21 protein-coding genes and 1 CRISPR repeat array are annotated in these 20540 nt (G+C 29.2%); of the genes, 2 read left to right on the plus strand and 19 right to left on the minus strand.

Annotation, left to right across the window (positions count from 1 at the left end; genetic code table 11):
* Positions 1–10: 10 nt before the first annotated feature.
* From csx1 to XO08_RS00665, 13 genes are all read right to left on the minus strand, one after another.
* Positions 11–1372 (minus strand): CRISPR-associated CARF protein Csx1, encoded by a 1362-nt coding sequence (csx1, locus tag XO08_RS00605; RefSeq protein ID WP_075665149.1) that lies wholly within the window; start codon positions 1370–1372, stop codon positions 11–13.
* Complete coding sequence (locus XO08_RS00610; RefSeq protein WP_077286974.1) at positions 1369–2811, minus strand: SAVED domain-containing protein; 1443 nt, start codon at positions 2809–2811, stop codon at positions 1369–1371. The genes csx1 and XO08_RS00610 overlap by 4 nt, the downstream gene beginning before the upstream one ends.
* Positions 2812–2814: 3 nt before the next feature.
* Positions 2815–3567: a hypothetical protein gene (locus tag XO08_RS00615; protein ID WP_075665151.1), complete on the minus strand. Its 753-nt coding sequence runs from the start codon at positions 3565–3567 to the stop codon at positions 2815–2817.
* A gap of 24 nt (positions 3568–3591) precedes the next feature.
* The gene (locus tag XO08_RS00620) at positions 3592–4260 is read right to left on the minus strand and encodes a hypothetical protein (protein WP_075665152.1); all 669 of its coding nucleotides are present in this window, start codon (positions 4258–4260) and stop codon (positions 3592–3594) included.
* 7 nt (positions 4261–4267) lie between these two features.
* Entirely contained in the window at positions 4268–4669 is a 402-nt protein-coding gene (locus XO08_RS00625) for a hypothetical protein (protein WP_077286977.1), read from the minus strand.
* Between the two features lie 48 nt (positions 4670–4717).
* The gene (gene cas2 / locus XO08_RS00630; protein ID WP_232218198.1) at positions 4718–5029 is read right to left on the minus strand and encodes a CRISPR-associated endonuclease Cas2; all 312 of its coding nucleotides are present in this window, start codon (positions 5027–5029) and stop codon (positions 4718–4720) included.
* On the minus strand, positions 4992–5978 hold the full coding sequence (gene cas1b, locus XO08_RS00635; protein ID WP_075665154.1) for a type I-B CRISPR-associated endonuclease Cas1b: 987 nt from the start codon (positions 5976–5978) through the stop codon (positions 4992–4994). The genes cas2 (XO08_RS00630) and cas1b overlap by 38 nt, the downstream gene beginning before the upstream one ends.
* Positions 5979–5988: 10 nt before the next feature.
* On the minus strand, positions 5989–6252 hold the full coding sequence (gene cas2, locus XO08_RS00640; RefSeq protein WP_075665155.1) for a CRISPR-associated endonuclease Cas2: 264 nt from the start codon (positions 6250–6252) through the stop codon (positions 5989–5991).
* A 96-nt stretch (positions 6253–6348) separates the two neighbouring features.
* Positions 6349–7183: a CRISPR direct-repeat array (repeat unit 30 nt; unit sequence GTTTCCATTCCTCATAGGTATGTTCTAAAC).
* A gap of 791 nt (positions 7184–7974) precedes the next feature.
* Complete coding sequence (locus tag XO08_RS00645; RefSeq protein WP_075665156.1) at positions 7975–8763, minus strand: MBL fold metallo-hydrolase; 789 nt, start codon at positions 8761–8763, stop codon at positions 7975–7977.
* A gap of 47 nt (positions 8764–8810) precedes the next feature.
* Complete coding sequence (locus tag XO08_RS00650; RefSeq protein ID WP_232218199.1) at positions 8811–10214, minus strand: amidase family protein; 1404 nt, start codon at positions 10212–10214, stop codon at positions 8811–8813.
* 5 nt (positions 10215–10219) lie between these two features.
* Entirely contained in the window at positions 10220–11059 is an 840-nt protein-coding gene (locus XO08_RS00655; RefSeq protein WP_075665157.1) for a carbohydrate ABC transporter permease, read from the minus strand.
* A 12-nt stretch (positions 11060–11071) separates the two neighbouring features.
* Positions 11072–11953, minus strand: coding sequence for a carbohydrate ABC transporter permease (locus XO08_RS00660; RefSeq protein WP_075665158.1), 882 nt, complete (start codon positions 11951–11953; stop codon positions 11072–11074).
* 50 nt (positions 11954–12003) lie between these two features.
* Positions 12004–13242 carry an ABC transporter substrate-binding protein gene (locus XO08_RS00665; RefSeq protein ID WP_075665159.1) on the minus strand — a complete coding sequence of 413 codons (1239 nt, stop codon included), beginning with the start codon at positions 13240–13242 and terminating at the stop codon, positions 12004–12006.
* Between the two features lie 332 nt (positions 13243–13574).
* Here XO08_RS00665 and XO08_RS00670 point away from each other — a divergent pair, with 332 nt between their 5' ends.
* Positions 13575–14786 carry a glycosyltransferase gene (locus tag XO08_RS00670; protein WP_077286979.1) on the plus strand — a complete coding sequence of 404 codons (1212 nt, stop codon included), beginning with the start codon at positions 13575–13577 and terminating at the stop codon, positions 14784–14786.
* Positions 14786–15901, plus strand: coding sequence for an ROK family protein (locus XO08_RS00675; protein WP_077286982.1), 1116 nt, complete (start codon positions 14786–14788; stop codon positions 15899–15901). The genes XO08_RS00670 and XO08_RS00675 overlap by 1 nt, the downstream gene beginning before the upstream one ends.
* Here XO08_RS00675 and XO08_RS00680 read toward each other — a convergent pair.
* The 6 genes from XO08_RS00680 to XO08_RS00705 are packed head-to-tail and all read right to left on the minus strand — an operon-like array spanning position 15882 to position 20539.
* A complete protein-coding gene (locus XO08_RS00680; protein WP_077286985.1) occupies positions 15882–16820 on the minus strand; it encodes a sensor histidine kinase KdpD in 939 nt (312 codons plus the stop codon). The genes XO08_RS00675 and XO08_RS00680 overlap by 20 nt on opposite strands.
* Complete coding sequence (locus tag XO08_RS00685) at positions 16807–17481, minus strand: response regulator transcription factor (protein WP_075665163.1); 675 nt, start codon at positions 17479–17481, stop codon at positions 16807–16809. Before XO08_RS00685 ends, XO08_RS00680 begins: the two co-directional genes overlap by 14 nt.
* Positions 17478–18122, minus strand: coding sequence for a phosphate signaling complex protein PhoU (gene phoU / locus XO08_RS00690; protein ID WP_075665164.1), 645 nt, complete (start codon positions 18120–18122; stop codon positions 17478–17480). The genes XO08_RS00685 and phoU overlap by 4 nt, the downstream gene beginning before the upstream one ends.
* A gap of 11 nt (positions 18123–18133) precedes the next feature.
* Positions 18134–18880: a phosphate ABC transporter ATP-binding protein PstB gene (gene pstB, locus XO08_RS00695; RefSeq protein ID WP_075665165.1), complete on the minus strand. Its 747-nt coding sequence runs from the start codon at positions 18878–18880 to the stop codon at positions 18134–18136.
* Positions 18877–19689, minus strand: a complete 813-nt coding sequence (pstA, locus tag XO08_RS00700; RefSeq protein ID WP_075665166.1) for a phosphate ABC transporter permease PstA — start codon at positions 19687–19689, stop codon at positions 18877–18879. Before pstA ends, pstB begins: the two co-directional genes overlap by 4 nt.
* On the minus strand, positions 19682–20539 hold the full coding sequence (locus XO08_RS00705) for a PstC family ABC transporter permease (RefSeq protein ID WP_077286987.1): 858 nt from the start codon (positions 20537–20539) through the stop codon (positions 19682–19684). The genes pstA and XO08_RS00705 overlap by 8 nt, the downstream gene beginning before the upstream one ends.
* Between the last annotated feature and the right edge of the window lies 1 nt (position 20540).

Below are 20540 nucleotides of genomic sequence, written 5' to 3' on the forward strand. Positions count from 1 at the left end.
CCCTTAAACTCTAAATATCCTTGAAATTTCCAAGAATGTTTTCCATTTGAGGTACTATCAAAATATCACTTTTTGTCTTTTTAATTTTAAAAGTTCTATTTGAAAGTCCTGCATGTGCCAAAAAGTTTCTTTTTTCGTTGGAATAAATTTTAGAATAAATTTGTTTACTTTGTTTATTCTCATTATCTTTGCTCTTAGTATAAATAATCTCACCTTCTGGCAATCCTTTAGCATAATTTCTTATATCGCTTAACTCCTTTTTTATAGAAAGTGCAGAAAAAACATTTATGTAATTACCTTCCTCATTTATCTTCCATACAAAATTTGAAATACTTTCTAAATAGTCAATTGGATACTCATCCTTTAAATGTATTTTTTCATCATATTCATCAAATAATTTGACAAATAATTTACTAAAAATGGACGAAAAAATAATTCCTTTAAATGAAGGAGTAATTGCAAGTTTTCTTTTTACTATTTCTTTATCAACGCCATTTTCGATATCTAAAACATCTTTATATATTTCAATTCCTTTTAAAATAATTTTATTAAAATCTACCTTTTTAAGCATTGTAGAAAATACCAATGGAAATCCATAGTAAATTGACTTTAAAAATATTCTAGACTTATTTATAACTTCACTCTTTTTTAATTCTCTGTAAAAATCATTTAACCTGTTCTTTCCGATTATTCTTTTTTCTTGATTATCCACAAAACTTGAAAACCCAAAAATTTTTTCCCCTTGAAAATCTTTTATATTTAAAAACGGAATTATTCTTTTTTCTTCAATTTTATGAACAAATAATATATTTTTTTCTTCTCTACTAAATGGTGACTCTGAATTTGTAACAACAAATTTTACAGGTTTAATAAATGAAATTAATTGCAACAAATCAATTAACGAACTATAAAGCATATTAGTATGGTAATTAATTCCAAAAGTAATATCTAAATACACTTCCAAATCATCATTTATATTTAAATCTTTGAAAAGATTATAAAAATAATATAAATTCAAATAGTAAAGATCAGTAATTGTACCTTTAAATCTGTATTCCATATCTTTTCTATTTCTAAAAGTGCCTACACCTGGAACAACTTTAATTTCAAAATTTTCAAACTCACTGTGACTACTAAAATATTCTGAATATTTCTTAATTAAAAAATCCTCCATCTCATTGTAATTTTTCGGTTGTTCATCGGTCAAACTAGGATACAAAGTGTCTAAAACGAAAATCATAACCTTATCAATATTAAACTCATTGATTAACAAATTTGGTAAAAAATCATAATTATTTGATTGTTCAAATCTATAAAAGACGCTATTTTTATATGTTCTAATATTGCCAAGTGGCATCAAAAGAATTTTCAAATCCCATCCCCCCTTATATTTTCAATTTCAAATGCTTTAATATAACTTCCTGTTTCTTTATCTAACTGATAAATACCCCCCTTTGAAAAATCACCATAAGCCATTCCCAAACCAAAAGCAATTGGAAGTGGTGCACTAATGAAAAAATGAACATTTTCACAGCTAGTACAAGTCCTTATATTTTGTGTAATAGACATAATTTCAGAAACTATTTTAGTCCAATCTCCCGGTTTAATATTTCCTTTATTGTCTTTGTGTTCAATTAAAATTTTTTTAGATGAAATATTATTATTCAACAAAAATTTTCGAACATCTTGTATAGGATTATGTGAGGCAAAATAAAGAACATATGAACAATCTTTACCTTCACCTTCAACTGTATACTTAACAAACCTATAATCCTCAGTAATCGATTTGACTTTTCTAACATTATCAGTTAAATCTAAAACCCTATGATATTCTCCATCCTGATGATGGTAAAATACTAACTTATTATGTGTTCCTAATGTTACTCCCAAAGCCATCGCCATTGCAACAGGTCCTACAATTGCTATATGTGGTATTCCGTTATTTGAAATTATACTATTTAACACTTTTCTTGCATCTTTTAGAACTTTTTTCCACTCATTATTTTTTATTTCATCTGAAACATATGTTTTCTTAAAATCGTATAATTTTTCGAATATATCAACAAAATTCAACGGAAATTTTTCTCCAACTTTTTCTTTCAATTTCTCATAGGAATTATCTACAAACCCTTCATCACGTTTCTGAAACACGAACAACACTGGCACATGATATTCTTTTGCTTCGAAAAAGTCTTTTAATTCAAATACATTATTAACATCCAAAGCACTTATTAGCTTCATATTTTCTTCTTCACAAACAGATTCTTTAAAATGTAAATTTCTTATATTCTTCAATATACTACCATCACTATCAACTTCACCAGTAAAGGCTACATTTTTTGGAATTTTACTAGTTAATCCTCCCATGGTTATTGCTAACATAAAGGAATTTCCTGTAAAATGGGAATCAAATATTACTCCCAAGTTTTTCTGAACTATCTTTTCAATAATTTTTATCTTATCTGTAAATCCTTCTAGATTTACATACGTTTTCTCATTTTTAAAAACTATAGCCCTTGCTATCTTTCCATTACCAGAGTCATTTACAATCGGAAATCTAACCTCATTATATCCATTTCTATACAAGTTCAAAACTGTCAAATCATCATTTAATAATTTAATCAACAACTCTATTGACGATGTCTTTTTTGTCTCTAATATCTTTTTTATTATTTCATACAAAACAAAACTTTTTTGTGGAAAATCTTCGCATTTTAAATATGAATCAACAGCTTCATTTAAACTTATCAAATCTTTTTTTACTAAAAGAACAAAGTCCTCAATATTTTGCTTTAAAATATTAGTATACAAAGCTTACACCTCGCTTATTTTTAAATTTTTCTCTATTTCTTCTTTGGTCAAACCATCAATATTTGTAATTTTAATGTGATCATGTACAACTCCGTTAAAAAGTTCTCTGCCATCATAAAACACCTTTACTTTCTTTTCCAAAAGACTATCATCTAAATAAATTATTAGCGATTTCCCCTTAATTATTCCCACATAATTTTCACCTTTTACACCATCTGTATCGGCTGCCAAAATTTCTTCATGTCTTTTTAATTCTTCCGGAAATTCTATACATACTTCGTTTGAATCATCATAAACTATTTTTTCGAAGAAAAGTTCATATAATTTTTCAATTTTCTTTGCCTCTAAACTAAAGAATTCTTTTCTTGGGCCAGAATACACTTCAGACGCCAAGATATTGTAATTTTCTACAATTTCTTCCACATCTACGTGTTTTATAAATTCACAGTACTTGTCTGAAAATTCATCGTCAAAATAAAACTTCATATGAGTTAATATAACAGTTAAAACTAAATGATTAATTTTCAATCTCGTGGCTGTTGAGCTTGCTAAAAACGGCTCAGTTGTCAAATAAACAGCTTCGTTCAAATCATCCGTTTTACTAACTATCACACCATAAATTGGATATTTCGTTGTGTAAATAACGAAAATATCACCTGCAACTAATCTCGAACCGTTGTTTATTTCTATAAAATCCGCTTTAAACTCTTTATTATATTCTTCATAAAGTTCTAATTCACTTTTTAAGAAATTCATAATACCCTCCTTTTTTATTCCTCTCTATTTATTATTACGTAACTTTTCACAAATTTCTGACATATAAATACGGATAGCCAACAAAAATTCTTTTTCAGTGATACCATTTTCTTGAACAAGTTTCTTTAACTTTTCCTTTGTTCTTTGGATAATCTTATATTTTGCATTTTTTGTTTTTTCAGAAAAACATATTTCTTCAGAACGTGATACTTTGTATAAATAAAAGCACAAATACTCATCATTCATTTTACATAGCTCTTTAAAAAAATACTGTGCTACAACCACAGTTTCAGAGCTGTCACTTAAACTGTCATTTAAATCTTCTGAATGAAAAAAATATTCAATTCTATTTTCAAAATCATCACTTTCATTGTCTAAAGAAATATTAAATCTATAATTCCTCAAAATATCCACAATATGATTTTTTATCATGGTATATAAATACGCGCCATGATTATCTGATAAATTTTTAAATATATGTGCTTTATTCCTTATTTTTATCAAAATATCGTTTGATATCTCATTTATTGCATCTTCAATACTTCCGTAACATGCCTTAATCCCACTTTGATATGTTTTGTTTTTTGAAATAATACTTATCACAATTCCTTTTACAGAATTTAAAAATTTTTCACTAACTTTATTATTTATAATATAATTCAACAACTCTTTCCTAAACAAATCTTTTTTCAAGTTTTCTTCACCCCTTTAAAAAGTCATCTAGATTCTTCTTACATACCCCACACTTTTTAAAATATTTATCTACTATCTCTCTTGGGATACCATCAAAAATAAACTTACCTTTCTCCTTAAAAGCATAAGACATTTTATTTAAATTACATTCTTTCGAAACAGAACACTCCCTTCTTATATCTATCTTTATTTTGGAATAATTTTTTGTTGATAAGAACAAAAGTCTACACGTATTATTTTCTAAATATTCAACAAAAACAGGCCTATTAGTTCTAGGCCTCTCTTTTGATCTCCAAAGTGATTGTGTTTTTACTATTTTCGAAAATTTCCTCAACCCTGTCATTATACCTATTACAGATTTAAAGTATCTTTTAAATTCATTTTCAGTTTTAAATATTTCATCAATCAATTTTTTAATTTTACATCACCGTAAAGATTATAACATATTCAATAAAAATTACAAAAGATTATTTGAAACAATCCATTTTACTTTTCCATCAACTTCTTTATTAAAAACAGCACTTGAATTAAAGTAATATATTACAACACTATCCTTTCTTTCATCAATTACTCTCTTTAGTCTTCCTATTAACTGTTTTAAATTTGATTGTGTTATTTTTCCTTCAAATGTTGAATTTTGTTGCCATACAAGATATTCTTTTACAATTTTATGTACTCTACTTACCCTCTTTTCATTAACATCATATGTAAGAAGAATGTATCTAATAAACTCACCCCCTATCCCTAAAACCCCGATAATTTTCTTCACCCTTGAGATGCCTTATAAGTTTATAACATTCATGTAATATAACAGTTTTAAAAGAAACTTTTTGATTTGGATATATTTCTACTGTTTTTTCTAATCTTTTTTCAAGTTCTAAAACAAATTTCTTTTTTCCTTCTTTTGACAGATAAATTCCATCACTTATCGGTTCAAAATCAGATTTCTGGACAATTTTATTGTTTACCAGATATAAAATTACCTTATCAACTATAATAGGTTTAAAAATTTCAGAAATATCAAGTTGTAAAGAAAATTTTTTGTTTTTAGGTTCATGTAGAAAACTTATTTGAGGTTCTAAAGAAGTCTTATAAATCTCAGATAACACTATATTGTACAAAATTGTATTTCCATAACTTATTAAAGCATTTATTTCGTCTTTCGGAGGTTTTCTTTTTCTTTCCTCAAAACTAAAATCTTTCTTACCAACTATCTTTCCAAAAGCTTTGTAATACCTTTTTCTTATATTTCCTTCAATAGCCATTAAAGCTGGAATATTTGTCTGTTTATCAAGCGTTGATTTAATCTTTTCAACATACAGTATTTCATCATATACCAGTTTCTTAAAATTCCTTAAAACTTTCAACATATTATGAACAGCAGCTTTTAATATCTCTTTTGCAATTAAGATACGTTTTTCCATATCGTTATAATGTTCAAATTGCAAAAGCAATGTCTTTCCCGTTTTATTCTTTTCCCTTGGATAAAAAGTTCCCAGATAATTTCCATAATAGCCAAAAAAATGCAATGGTATTTCTTCTTTACAGAGCATTTCTAAAAACCTTTTATTTATACTCACTTCTGAAAAAATCATAATAGAACTAACATTTTTTAATGGAACAATCATTGGTTTTTTTTCTTCAGATTTTGGAATCAAATACATCGCATTATTTTTCTTTCTGATTTCGCCATCTGTAAAAACATATAATGTTTCCATAAACTCCCTCCTATATAATACTGGAAATTGTTGATTTGGGTTCACCAATATAGTGCCTATAAGGAACAAACTCTTTTTTTAAAATATACCAATATATACTATCCTCATTTTCAACAATTATGTTCTGTATTTCCATTCTCAATTCATTAAAATCTTTCTCTGTTATTCTACCCTCAAAAACAGATCTTTGTACCCAACGTAAATATTTTCTAGCAATTCTTAAAACTTTTGAAACCCTTTTTCTATTAACATCGTAAATCATAATAACATACATAAAATTCCCTCCCAATTAACTCTCCTTTCATTTATAATTACGAATCTAAACAAAAAAATCTGACAAAATAAAAAATTTTTTCAAATAAAAATTTTACATCCCATTCCTCATAGGTATGTTCTAAACCTTGCATGGAAGAAACGGAGGTGCTGCGGTGGGAGCGGTTTCCATTCCTCATAGGTATGTTCTAAACTTACTACATAGACTTTGTTCCAAACGTACAGTTGGCAGTTTCCATTCCTCATAGGTATGTTCTAAACGAAAATATGGAAAGATATCTAAAAACAAGATTTCATGGTTTCCATTCCTCATAGGTATGTTCTAAACGAGATATTATGGAAATCATGGTGAAATATGTAAACTGTTGTTTCCATTCCTCATAGGTATGTTCTAAACGAATTTATAAAAGAAAATCAAAAAAATAATTCTTGTTTCCATTCCTCATAGGTATGTTCTAAACTGTCTTTAGGGTCAAATATGAACTGCCCATTATTGTCTTTGTTTCCATTCCTCATAGGTATGTTCTAAACTGAAATTCATGTGAGCAAGTATGTAGTTGATGAAGAATGTTTCCATTCCTCATAGGTATGTTCTAAACCGTTAAATCCTACCAGGATGACCTTAACGTTAACTGAGTTTCCATTCCTCATAGGTATGTTCTAAACAATGAAACCATCTAAAAAAAAGAATAAACTTTCAACTTTGTTTCCATTCCTCATAGGTATGTTCTAAACTGAAGTTAAAGTTTTTGAAAAAGACGTAGAAATCAGTCGTGTTTCCATTCCTCATAGGTATGTTCTAAACTGATATTTGTAGAAAGATTTAATATTCAATATTGGTTTCCATTCCTCATAGGTATGTTCTAAACTTTAGAACAGAAAGTTTATGATAAATTCTTTAAGTTTCCATTCCTCATAGGTATGTTCTAAACCAATTAAAAAACCTCATAAATTATTATGAACCAAGATATTTTCATTTTGATTAACCGGAAGTTACCTAAAAGTAAACATGTTATTTTAAGCCACATACAAGCTTTTTGTTAACGGAAAAGGTCGTTGAAAATCTTATATATTTTTTATCTTAACCTAAACGTTACAATTGGTTACAATTAATATATTATTAAATAAGGTATTTTTGATGAGTTTGTGTAAATGGAAAACCTATTAGTTAATTTATTTTTATTTATTTATAATTAACAAATTAGATTAATTTTTATTTTGTTTTACATTACGTAATTTTATTTTTATTATTTATAATAAACGATATTATTTTTGTTTAAAAGCGATATATATGTTATTAGATATTAAGTAATATAATCATAATATTATAATAATTAAATGATTTGTTGTTAAGATAAATAAAATATATAATTAACTATAGAAAATAAAATTTAATATCATTAAAAACAAAGAAAAATAATGCTTAAAAGATTTCATGAAATATTATTATTGGCAATGTAAAATAAAAGCTGTAAAAACAAAAAGTGACATGTGTTTTGGAATAAATAAGTGAAAAAACTTATTACAAATGAGGAGTATATGGCGTGGCACGGAAATCAAAAAAAGAATAAGTCAAAATTGGCTATACAAAAATAAAACTTATTGGAATTAAAAAAACACAAATTATAGCTTCTTCATTTTTTTCAATTATATAAATTATCATTTTAAAGCTATAATTTGGTTTATATCCATTAACAAAATAATATTTTCAAGAATTCCACAACTAAAACTCAAATACACTTCCTGCAAGACATTCACAAATTTTTGTTTTTAGGTTCTTTTTAAAAATGTCAATTGCAATATCTCCCGTACAATGACAAGGATAAAGCACATCAATTTGAAAATCATTTAAAAGATTTGAAATTTGTAAAAGTTCCTCATTTGTCTTATTTAAAAGATGAAATCCTCCGATAACTGTCTTAATCTTACCTTTTTTTGATAAATGAAAAATTATATTTACTATTCCCCTGTGAGAACAACCTGTAAGTACAATAGCACCATCTGATGATTCAATAAAAAGATATAACTCATCATCAAACAAATCCTGTTCTTTTTTAGAACCAATTTTAAATTTTTTCTCTGAATATTTGGAAGTTTTCAAAGGTGCAGCTGTAATAATCTTAACACCTTTAAATATTTCCAAATCATTTTGAACAATCTCAAAATTTCCACCAATTCTCTCGTAGAAAATTCTATTATGTTTAATACCAGCATACTTTTCTCCACTATACCTAAGGTTAAAAAATCCATCTCCTACATAAATTTTTTTAGGCCCAATTTTTTTTAATAAAAATTCCAATCCATTTCCGTGATCATAATGTCCATGACTTATGACAACTGCATCTAAATCCAAAAGATTTAAATCCAATTTTTCTACATTTTTTAGAAAAAGATCGCTTTGTCCTGTATCAAAAAGAATTTTCTTCCCATTAACCTCAGTTAATACACTAAAACCATGTTCAGAATAAAACCCGCTTTTTGCTTTATCATTCATTAAAATCCAAATCTTCATATCCTCACCACCGATTAAATAGAGATTTGCTCTTAATTAAAAATAACTTATTTTTCAAGTGGTATTTTTCTTATTGAAAAATTTTTTTCAAATAAATATGCTAAAGAAAATAATTTTTCCTCTTCAAATTCTCTTGCAGAAAAAGTTAATCCAAAAGGTCCTGTATCGGTATACCCAGCAGGTACAGTTATTGAAGGATATTTTGCCTTTGCAGTTATGTGAGCACCATAATTTGCGGGAAATAAAAGTGCTGTTAAGTTATATTTTTCAAATAACCAATCTATTCCCCCTTTTGCATACTTTCTATCATTTAATAATGACTCTATATATTCTCTTTCATTAATATCTGTTGTATCTGATCTTAATAAAATACTTTGTCCATATGGAATTGCATCTTTATTTTCAAAATTAAAATTAATTACATCTGTTAGCGTTTTAACTTGCAAATCTTTATCCTTCAAATAATTATTTATTCCATGTTTAAATTCATAAAATAAAACATTTATATTATTTATCTTATCAAGATTTTCAAACTTTATTTCAACTACTTTTCCATTTAATTTTTCAACCTTCTTCAAACTATCTTTAAATAACAAAATCTGTTCATGTGTCAACCAATTAAAAAATTGTTTGCTATATCCAAAAATCATTCCAGAATAATCAGATATTTCTTTTATCTTTTCTGGAACTTTTTTATTTTTTACTATATAAGTTGCAGGATCATTTAAATCAAAACCATATATAATCCTAAATACTTCAAATGCATCTTCAACTGTTCGAGTTATAGGTCCAGCTGTATCCTGTGTATATGATATAGGAATAATTCCATTTCTACTAACTGTACCAACAGTTGGCTTTAATCCAACACATGAATTACTACTTGAAGGTGAAAGTATTGAACCTGATGTTTCAGTACCAATTGAAACAAGCGCAAAATCAGCTGCAACAGCCACTGCAGATCCCGAACTTGAACCACCAACATCAAAATTTCCATACGGGTTTTTCGTCTGTCCACCCAACCTACTATAACCATTAGGCATCTCATACGACACAAAATTTGCAAATTCAGTTAAATTTGACTTACCAATTATAACCGCTCCAGCTTCCCTTAATTTTTTTACTAAAAACGCATCATTATTCACATAATTTCCTAAAAGTGCCTTTGCACCTCCTGTTGTTTGCATTTTGTCTTTTGTATCAATATTTCCCTTGATTATTACCGGAACCCCATGCAAGTTACTCCGTTTTTTGTTATTTTTTCTTTCCTCATCCATTGCTCTTGCGATAAATAAGGCATCTGGATTAATTTCCAAAACAGCATTTAAAGAAATACTTGAAATACGTTCCAAATAAAATTCCACCAATTTTTCAGAAGTTATTTTACCTTCATCGTATAGTTTATTAAATCTCTTAATAGTTAAATCTCTCAAAATAATAGTTAAATTTCTCAAAAAAATCACCCCTTAACAGATCCAGCAGAAAGACCTGCAATAATCTTCTTTTGAAAAATCAACACAAGTGCTACCAATGGAGTAGTAACAATTACAGCAGCTGCCATAATCTGTCCCCACGGTATTTCATACTGTGAAGCACCTTTAAACAATGCAATTGCCACTGGAACCGTATATTTACTGGGCCTTTGCATAAACGTAAGTGCATATAAAAATTCATTCCAAGCTGATATAAAAGTTAAAAGTCCAGTAGCCACAAGCCCTGGAGCAGACATAGGTAAAACAATAGACCATAAAGTTCTAAATCTTGAACAACCATCAATGGCAGCTGATTCCTCAACTTCTTTAGGAAGTTCTCTAAAAAAATTCTGTAAAATCCAAGTAGTCAACGGAAGCGTCATAGAAACGTATGGAAAAATAAGTCCCGAATACGTATTTATCAACTTAAACTTTCTTAAAATTACAAACAAAGATCCCAAAATGGATACCTGTGGGAACATACTAACCGCCAAAATTAAAGACATAACAACTATTTTTCCCTTAAATTTAAGTCTTGCAATTGCGTATGCAGCAAGTGAACCAATCGCCAGTGAAAACAACGTAGTAATTCCTGAAACAACAATACTATTCCAAATATTTATATGAAAAGGCCTTTCAGAAAAGACTTTTATATAATTTTCAAATGTAATTTGCCTTGGAAAAAGTGAAGGATTTAATTCGAATAAATCCTTGTCCGGTTTTAAAGATGACACAATAGCCCAATAAAACGGAAAAACACACCATATAAAAATCAAAATAACTGCTAAGTACAAGAAAAATTTATAAATCACTCTTTTATATTTCACGATTCTCACTCCTTAGTCAATCTGCAATTTTAACGATTTAATATAAATTATCGCAAAAATGGAAATCAACAAAAAAATGACCACAGAAAGACTAGAACCGTATCCAAACCATCTTCCTGTAAAAGCCCTGTCCATCAAAAGAGACCTATTATACACAGATAATGTTTCGGTACCTACACTCCCACGCGTCATAACATATACAACATCAAAAACTCTCAATGCATCTAAAGTTCTGAATATTAAAGCAATCCCAATAGTTTGCATAATTTGAGGTAGGGTAATTTTAAAAAATCTCTGTACCATGTTAGCCCCATCAATTTTAGCAGCTTCGTACAATTGTTCTGGAATTAACTGTAACCCTGCTAAAATAAGTAGTGCCATAAACGGTGTAGTCTTCCATACATCCACTTGTATAATTGCCCATAAAGCAAGTCCCGGTCTTCCTAAAATTGGAGTCCCAGGTTTTATTATTCCTAGAGCCTCATACAACTTAGAAATAATACCGAATTGATCGTTAAACATCCATCTCCACATTTGAGAAGAAATTGCTGTGGGAATCGCCCATGGAATTAACATAGCAGCTCTTACTAATCCCCTAAATTTAAAATTTTGATGCACCACTAAAGCAATCAAAAGTCCCAAAACAGTTTCAAGCAACACAGAAACAACTGTAAAAATTATTGTTGTTTTAAATGCCGCCCAAAATCTACTATCATTAAATAGTTTAATATAATTTCCAAAACCAACAAACTCTCTTTTAAACATAGGATTCAATCCAAAGTCAAAAAAACTATCGTAAAATGTCTTGAACAACGGAAAAAACGCAATAACTGAGATCACAAAAATGGCAGGAAAGATCATCCAAAAGGCCACAATTGGTTCTTTTTTATTCATTCCTCTACCACCTCACATTAAAATCGGGGGGTATTCCCCCCCAGATTTTTTTATTTATTAAGAAGCATTTTTAATTCTTTTTCAAGATCCTTTATAGCTTGTTCTGGAGTTACCTGCCTTGTTAAAGCAGCATGTACATGCCTTTGTATTGAATCTGAAATTTCAGCGTAATTTACCGCCCTTGGTCTTGGCAAAGCATTAATAAATACATCAAATAATTCGACCATAAATGGGTTTGCCTTTTTTAATTCTGGCACCTCATACACTTCCATCCTTGTTGGATTTTGTCCTGCATTTACCGCCTTATACAACTGTTCCTTTGAACTTGTTAAAAACTTTATTAATTTCTTAGCAGCTTCTTTTTCTTTCGGAGAAGAATTTGCATTTATTCCCAAATTCCAACCACCTAAAGTTGCAGCATGCTTTCCACCAGGACCTTTTGGCAATGGAGCAATACCAACTTTTCCCTTAATTGGAGAATCATCTGAATTTGCAAGTGACCATGCATACGGCCAATTTCTCATAAAGACTGCATTACCACTCTGGAATATCCTTCGTGCATCTTCCTCCATATACGTAGTCACACCTTCAGGTGAAATTCCATCTTTATAAATTAGATCTACCATAAATTGTAATGCTTCAATAGCTTTTGGATTGTTTACAATAATATTACCATTTTCATCAAGTACGTCTGCACCAAATGACCACAAGTACTCCATAAAATCACAAACAAGTCCTTCATACCTTGCTCCTTGCCAAACAAAGCCTTCAATTCCCTCTGCTTTTGAGATCTTTTTAGCCATTTCTACAAGTTCGTCCCATGTTTCAGGTGGTTTTTTGTAACCATACTTCTCAAGCAAATCCTTTCTGTAGTACAAAAGACCCGCATCTGTAAACCAAGGCACTGCAACAATTCTTCCCATTACAGTAACAGACTTTACAGTTCCAGGTAAAAACTTGTTCAATTCAAAATAATCATAATCAGCTGTTAAATCTTCTAAAAATGGAGCAAATTCTGGTGGCCAAATAACATCTAGCATCAAAACATCTGGATCACTTTCTCCTGCAGCCAAATACGTAACGTATAAATCATGCCTTTCTGTTGACGAATCAGGCATTGGTATTACGGTTACAACAATATCTGGATTTTGCTTCATAAATTCTTTTAACTGAGCATAAAGTACCTCAAGTTCTTTTCCAACCCCACCCGATGTCATTGTTATGGTAGTAATAGCAAATGAAAAAGCAAACACAAATACCAACATACTCAAAACAAACAGTTTTTTCATATTAAAACACCTCCTTTTTTTGATGTTCAAAGTAATAGTAACATAATACAATGGAAAAATCTAAATTATATAAGATTCAGAATTTTATCAATAATAAAAAATATATTCTTATAATACCGGATAACTCAAAATATTTAATATTGGAAATGTTTCAAATAAAAAGATTTACACTTAGAAATTAATAGAAAAATAATATATTATTCTAAATTATCCTTAAATACATATTTTAAATTATTTATTACTTCAAATTGCTTAAATTTGCTCTATTTTTCAAATACAATTAATGTGTTAGAATTATTTCGATAATCAAAAAAAGTCGGGGGTGCTTATATATGAAAGTACAACTTCCTCAAAAAAGTATAAAAGATTACTTAAAAATTGCCAAAGAAGATGTAGAAGAGTTATTTGAAATGGCAAAGGACTTAAAAGATCTAAAAATAGTACACGTAAATGCAACATCATACGGTGGTGGAGTTGCTGAGCTTTTATACACCTTAATTCCCTTAATGAACGACTTAGGTATAAATACCCAATGGGAAATACTTGAAGCACCTATGGAGTTTTTCAACGTAACAAAGAAACTACACAATGCATTTCAAGGTGCCAAAGTTGATTTAATTGATGAAGAACTTGATCTTTATGTTAAAATAAATAAAGAAAATGCAAAGAATTTAGATTTAGATGCAGATGTTATAATTATACATGATCCACAACCTTACTTAATTCCAATATTTAAAGAGGGTAAATACATATGGAGATGTCATATAGACACTTCTACGCCAAATAAAAAGATATGGAATAAAATAATACCCATGGCATGTGATAAATATTCAAAGGCATTATTTCATCTTGAAGAATACATACAAAAGCCTTTTGAACAAATTGCCATAGAATTTCCGCCAAGCATAGATCCACTAAGTCATAAAAACAAAAAGCTCTCGAAAGACCAAATACAAAAAATAGCAAAAAGGTACAACATAGATCTTGAAAGACCGATAATCACCGTTGTAGCAAGATTTGATCCCTGGAAAGATTTAAAAAGTGCTATTGATGTTTATAGAATTTTAAAAGAAAAATCTGACATTCAACTTTTAATAGTTTCTGCAATGGCAAAAGATGACCCAGAAGGTTGGATTTTATTTGAAGATATTTTAAGATATGCAGGAACAGATCCTGATATACACTTTTTAACAGATTTAAAAGGTGTAGGACATTTAGAAGTTAATGCATTTCAAACTATTTCTACTGCAGGACTCCACACAGCAACTAAAGAAGGATTTGGTCTTGTAATTGCAGAAATGTTATGGAAAGGAAATCCTATAGTTGCAAGACCTGTTGGTGGTATAAAATTACAAGTAATTGATGGATACAATGGGTATTTAAACACAGAAGTTAATGAACTTTCAAACGCATTGTATAAAATAATTTCAGACAAAAGTTTAAAAGATGAACTGGGAAAAAATGCCATAAAGAGTGTAAAGGAAAAATTCTTGACAACTTCACATTTAAAAAGATATTTGCAAATCATAAAAGAGGTGGTTTAATGGAACTTACTACAACAAAAAAAATACTTTTAGAATTACTTATTAAAAAAGAAACAAGTAGAAAAGAACTTGAAAACGTATTAAACATTACATCTTCCACCCTTTCATATACATTAAAAAAAATAAAAGACTACATTCTAATTTCCAATAGAAAAAGTATTGGTCTTGGAAGACCAACCCAATATGTACTTTTAAATCCAAATTATTGGTATTCAGTTGGAATAAAAGTGGGAAGAGATTACATAAATGCCACAATATTTAACTCAAAATTTGAAATCTTAGAAAAAAATGCATTGAAGATCACAAAAGAATACATGGGAAATGAAAACATTTCCAAGCTACTAGATTCCGTACTCTCAAAGCTAAGTCTAAAAGACAAAATAAAATCCATTGGCATAGCATTTTCTGGTAATGTAATTGATAAAAAAGTTAATTCCTATATATTAAAACTTAAAGACTACTCACCAAAAGATATCATTAAAAAGCATTTTGGTAATATCCCATTTACAATTTTAAATGATGTTGAAGCAATAGCAACGGAAGAATTTGTAAATCACGCTGGAGAAAAAATACTTGTTTTAAACTATGGAACAGGTATTGGCGCTTGCTACCTAGAATCATTAGACTATTTCAATAAAAACTATAAAAAAATAATAGAACTGGGACACTTTTACGCAGGTGGCAATGAAAAATGTTATTGTGGTTCAACAGGTTGTCTTGAAACTCTTGCATCAGAATACGCTATACTAAAAAAATATAAATTTAGAGACTTAAAAATTACAGAATTTATAGAAAATGAGGAACAATACGAAATAGATTTGAAAGAAATAAGAAAATTATATAAAAATTTCAAAAAGAAAGCTGAAATAATTTATGAAGATGTATTTAAACATCTAACCGTGTCTATTATTAACACGTTTAAACTCTTATCACCCAAAAAAATAATTTTGACAGGTGAGGGAGTTACCCCTTGGTTTTCGCAAGTTCTACAAAAAAAAGTTCTATCTGTTAGTAAAGAACCTATACCAATTGTATATAGAGGAATTGAAAGCAACATAGAACTTGGTGCAGCAATAACCGCATTGCAATATTACATTATTCAAAGCAAATTATAACTTCCGTACCTATTAAATAATCGGAGTTTATCTTAAGCTCACAATTTAAAATCTTACAAATATGCTTTACAATTGATAATCCTAATCCAGAACCATATGCCATTTTAATAGCATCTTTGCTTCTATAAAATCTTTCTGTAACTTTTTCAACTTCTTCTTTTTTTATTCCAATTCCACGATCTTTAACACGTATTTTATCTTTTTCAACGGTAATATAAATTTTGGAATCTTCATAAGAGTACTTTATAGAATTAGAAATAATATTTTTTAAAATTGTGTATAACATAAAACCATCGTTAAAAAATTCCTTTTGAAATACTGATATTTCAAAAGACAATCTTTTTTTATTAATCCTTTCAGAAAATTCCTCTAAAATTTCTTTTAAGATTTTTTCCACATCAACTACATTTTTCTGTGGAGTATACATACCAAGTTCCAACATTGCGATAATTTTTAACTGCTTAATTATCCTTTCCATGCGTTTTATAGCATGTTCCATTTGTTCCAAAGGTTCTATATCTCCAAAAGTATCCCTTAATAGATACAAATTCCCCTTTATAACAGAAAGTGGTGTAAAAAGTTCATGTGAAACAGATGTTGTAAAATTTACTTTTGCCTCATTAATTCTCATTTCATCTGTTAAATCTTTAATATAGATAAAACCGTTAAAATACTTTAATCGAACATATCTTTCATCTGAAAGATAAAAGAAATAAAACTTATCTTCTATCATAAAATTTTCTTTTTTGATTATTTTCTCCACCACTACATCAACTTTCTCAAAAGTAAAAACCGACAGTATGTCATTTCCTTCAAAAAAACCAAGAGATTTCGCAACTTCGTTAGAATTTAAAATTTTCAAAAAATCGAGTTTTATTATCGCATCATCGAAATTTTCAAAAAAACTAAAGTCTTCCATTATATCCCCTCGCATTAAATTTATAACCTGCTCCTCTAACAGTAATTATCCATTCCTTCCCCAATTTGTTTCTTATATTACTTATATGTACATCCACCACTCTATCGGAAATGAACTCATCCTTCCACACTAAATCTAATATTCTATTTCTCGAAAAAACAACATTTTGATTTTTTGCAAGTAGACATAAAATCTCAAACTCCTTAGCCGTCAAATCCACTTCTTGACCTTCTTTTAATACCACATAATCATCACAGTATATTTCCAAATTACCAAAGCGCAGTACTTCTTTCTTCCCGGAAACCCTTCTAAAATAAGCCTTTATTCGTGCCACTACCTCTCTTGGATTAAAAGGTTTTGTAATATAATCATCAGCTCCTATTTCCAATCCAAATATTTTATCACTATCACTATCCTTTGCAGAAATTATAATAATTCCAACTTCGGGATACTCTACCTTAATTTCAGGTAGTTCATCTGTAGATAATCCATCTGGCAACATTATATCTAACAGTATTAAATCGTACTTTCCTTCCTCCAATTTTTTTCTCAAATCAAAAACACTTTCAACTTCATCAATTTCAAATCCTTCTAATACAATATATTTCTTTAATACATCTCTTATCAAAGGATCATCCTCAACTATTAATATTTTTTTCATATATCTAACTCCTTCAATTCTTTACCTGTTTCAATGTAAACAATTTCCTCACACAAATTATTTAAATGATCTCCAATCCTTTCAAGATCTCTTGCAATTAGTATGTTAGTAATCATTATATCTTTCTCTTCCAATTTCGATTTTTCTCTTATTTCAATCTCTATTCTATCTAATTCTTTATCGCGTTCCCATATCTTCTTTAAAAGTTTTACATCTTTTGTTGAAAACGCCAAAAATGTATCGTGAAGCATTTTCAATGCAACACCAAACATTTCCTTTATCTCTTTAATTATCCTGTATTTTATTCCTTTTTTTGTAACATCCAAAACCTTCTCAGCTATATTACAGGACAAATCGGCAATTCTTTCCAAATTATTCGAAAATTTTATCATCGTAATCACATATCTTAAATCTTTTGCTTTGGGGTTATATCTTGCTATAATCTCATAAATTTTCTCTTCAATTTCCCTATTTAAAAGATCTATTGCATCATCATCTTCTATAACTTTATTTGCAAGATTTACATCTAAAAACTCCAACGAATCGATTGAACTTTCAAATGATTTTGAAACAAAAGATAACATCTTTGAAATATCTGCTTTCAAAAGTGCATATTCTCTTTCAAAATGTAATGTCTCCATCTTATCACTCCTTAACCTATTTTTCCATTCAAATACGCTTCTGTTAATTTCGATTTTGGCTTTTTCACCATAGAAGAAGTATCTGAAAACTCCACTAATTCTCCCTGGTACAGAAAAGCGATATAATCTGATATCCTTATTGCCTGTGCAAGGTTGTGAGTTACTATTACTATTGTATAACTTTCAGATAACTTTTCCAATAGAGATTCTATCTTTTGAGTAGCAATTGGATCCAAAGCAGAAGTTGGCTCATCTAAAAGCAATACCTCTGGTTCGATAGCTAGAGTTCTTGCAATACAAAGTCTTTGTTGTTGACCTCCAGATAGAGCATTTGCGCTTTTTTTCAATTCATGTTTTACCTCATTCCATAGAGCTGCTTGCTTCAGAGACTTCTCTACTATTTCGTCCAATTTATTCTTTCCTTTTATACCATGTATTTTCAATCCAAATGCAATGTTATCATATATACTCATAGGAAAAGGTACGGGTTTTTGAAATACCATTCCAATTTTCTTTCTCAAAATAGTAATATCGTCTATTTCTCTATAGATATCTTTTCCCTCAAATAATATTTGACCTTCAACTCTAAATCCAGGAATCGTATCATTTATTCTATTGATACTCCTCAAAAGTGTTGACTTACCACAACCAGATGGTCCAATAATAGCGGTAATTTTATTTTTTGCCACATTAAAACTTACATCTTTTACCACCTTTTTATCGCCATAGTATGCACTAAAATCCTTTATTTCAATCATCTCTTGATACCTCCAATTTTAAAAGCTAAAAAATATAAAATTAAAACAAAAATCAGGAGTAACGCCGCACTTGCGCTAGCCATCCAAATTGAACTCTTTCCATATGCAGCTATAAGATAGTAAATATGTGTGGGCAAAGTCATAACTGGAGAGAAGATGTTTTTTGGTAATGAAGTTGCGTAAAAAACAGCACCAGTAATTAAGATTGGAGCGGTTTCTCCTAAAGTTCTACCAAAACCTATCAAAGAAGCAGTAACTATACGTGTTCTTGCCGCAGGAATCAAAACTTTAAAAATCACCTCATTTTGCTTTGCACCTAGCGCATAAGCTGATTCTTTCAACTCATTTGGTAAACTTGATAAAGCCTCCTTAACCGAAGAAGAAATAACAGGCAACGTCATTAAAGAAAGAGTAAGTGAAGCAGAAAGAACACTTGTTCCAAATCCCAACGCAATGGAAAACATAGCATATCCAAAAAGTCCAAATACAATTGAAGGAAGTCCACTCAAAGAAGTTACAGCCCAATCAACTATCCTAGATAAAATACTATTTTTATATTCTTCTAAAAAAACGCCTGTAAAAATCCCAAGTGGTATTGAAAAAGCTGCACTCACAGTCACTATATAAAAACTTCCCAAGATCGCCGGAAAAATCCCTCCTTTTTTCATTCCATCTGAAGGATATTTAGTAAAAAAATCTAAAGAAAAATACCTTATACCATCGAATATTACAGACATAATAAGTGCTAATATTAAAAAAACCACAAAATAAGTTAATACCTTTAAAAAATAATTCATAAACCTATCCATCTATTCTACCCCTTTTCTTTGCATAATAAGTAAGTATTAAAGATATACACAAGAGTATTAAACCAGCAAGGAACAAAGCATGATAATGCATACTATTTACACCTGCTTCTCCAATTTCACTTGCAATTGCCGCAGTAAGAGGTTTTATTGGATCAAAAATTGAAGTGGGAATTATTGCCGCACCACCACCAACTAGTAACACAACCATTGTCTCACCAATAACCCTATTTATAGTTAATACCGCAGCATTAAGTATTCCATTTATAGAAGCCTTTGTTGTTATTTTTAGTGTTGTAATAAATTTACTTGCACCAAGTGCCAGTGAACTTTCTTCTAGCTCTCTAGGTACATCTTCTAACGAATCTGTCATTAATGATACTGAATAAGGCAACGAAAGGAAAGATAACCCTAATACAGCAAGAAAAAGATTTTCCGTTGACCAAATATCAAAATTAAGTAAAATAGGAGAAACAAATATTAAAATTGCTGCACCAATAATTACTGATGGAACACCAGATAAAACTGAAATAATGTATTTTATTATATGTTTTTCTCTATCGCTTGCATATGTATGCAAATAAAAGGAAATAAAATAACCAAGTGGAATGGTAATCACAGAAGAAAGTACAGTAACAAGCAATGTATCCACTATAAGTGCAAGCATTCCAAACTCTGGTGGATCGTAAGTAGGATACCAATACAAACTTATAAAAGGTTTTATTTTTAAATGTATAATTGCAGGCAAGGATTCCTTTACTATGAAAAATATCAAAAAGATGAGCGCTGCAATGGAAAACAGCGCGAATGTAAACATTAAAGTCAACTGAAAATAATATTTTATATTTCTCATA

Source organism: Thermosipho sp. 1074 (assembly GCF_001999655.1).
GTDB lineage: Bacteria > Thermotogota > Thermotogae > Thermotogales > Fervidobacteriaceae > Thermosipho > Thermosipho affectus.

Coding starts and splice junctions, on each gene's coding strand:
- XO08_RS00615 (WP_075665151.1), bottom strand. CDS start 3,567: ATGAATTTCTTAAAAAGTGAATTAGAACTTTATGAAGAATATAATAAA.
- cas1b (WP_075665154.1), bottom strand. CDS start 5,978: ATGGAAACATTATATGTTTTTACAGATGGCGAAATCAGAAAGAAAAAT.
- cas2 (WP_075665155.1), bottom strand. CDS start 6,252: ATGTATGTTATTATGATTTACGATGTTAATAGAAAAAGGGTTTCAAAA.
- XO08_RS00645 (WP_075665156.1), bottom strand. CDS start 8,763: ATGAAGATTTGGATTTTAATGAATGATAAAGCAAAAAGCGGGTTTTAT.
- XO08_RS00660 (WP_075665158.1), bottom strand. CDS start 11,953: ATGAATAAAAAAGAACCAATTGTGGCCTTTTGGATGATCTTTCCTGCC.
- XO08_RS00665 (WP_075665159.1), bottom strand. CDS start 13,242: ATGAAAAAACTGTTTGTTTTGAGTATGTTGGTATTTGTGTTTGCTTTT.
- XO08_RS00670 (WP_077286979.1), top strand. CDS start 13,575: ATGAAAGTACAACTTCCTCAAAAAAGTATAAAAGATTACTTAAAAATT.
- XO08_RS00675 (WP_077286982.1), top strand. CDS start 14,786: ATGGAACTTACTACAACAAAAAAAATACTTTTAGAATTACTTATTAAA.
- XO08_RS00680 (WP_077286985.1), bottom strand. CDS start 16,820: ATGGAAGACTTTAGTTTTTTTGAAAATTTCGATGATGCGATAATAAAA.
- XO08_RS00685 (WP_075665163.1), bottom strand. CDS start 17,481: ATGAAAAAAATATTAATAGTTGAGGATGATCCTTTGATAAGAGATGTA.
- phoU (WP_075665164.1), bottom strand. CDS start 18,122: ATGGAGACATTACATTTTGAAAGAGAATATGCACTTTTGAAAGCAGAT.
- pstB (WP_075665165.1), bottom strand. CDS start 18,880: ATGATTGAAATAAAGGATTTTAGTGCATACTATGGCGATAAAAAGGTG.
- pstA (WP_075665166.1), bottom strand. CDS start 19,689: ATGGATAGGTTTATGAATTATTTTTTAAAGGTATTAACTTATTTTGTG.
- XO08_RS00705 (WP_077286987.1), bottom strand. CDS start 20,539: ATGAGAAATATAAAATATTATTTTCAGTTGACTTTAATGTTTACATTC.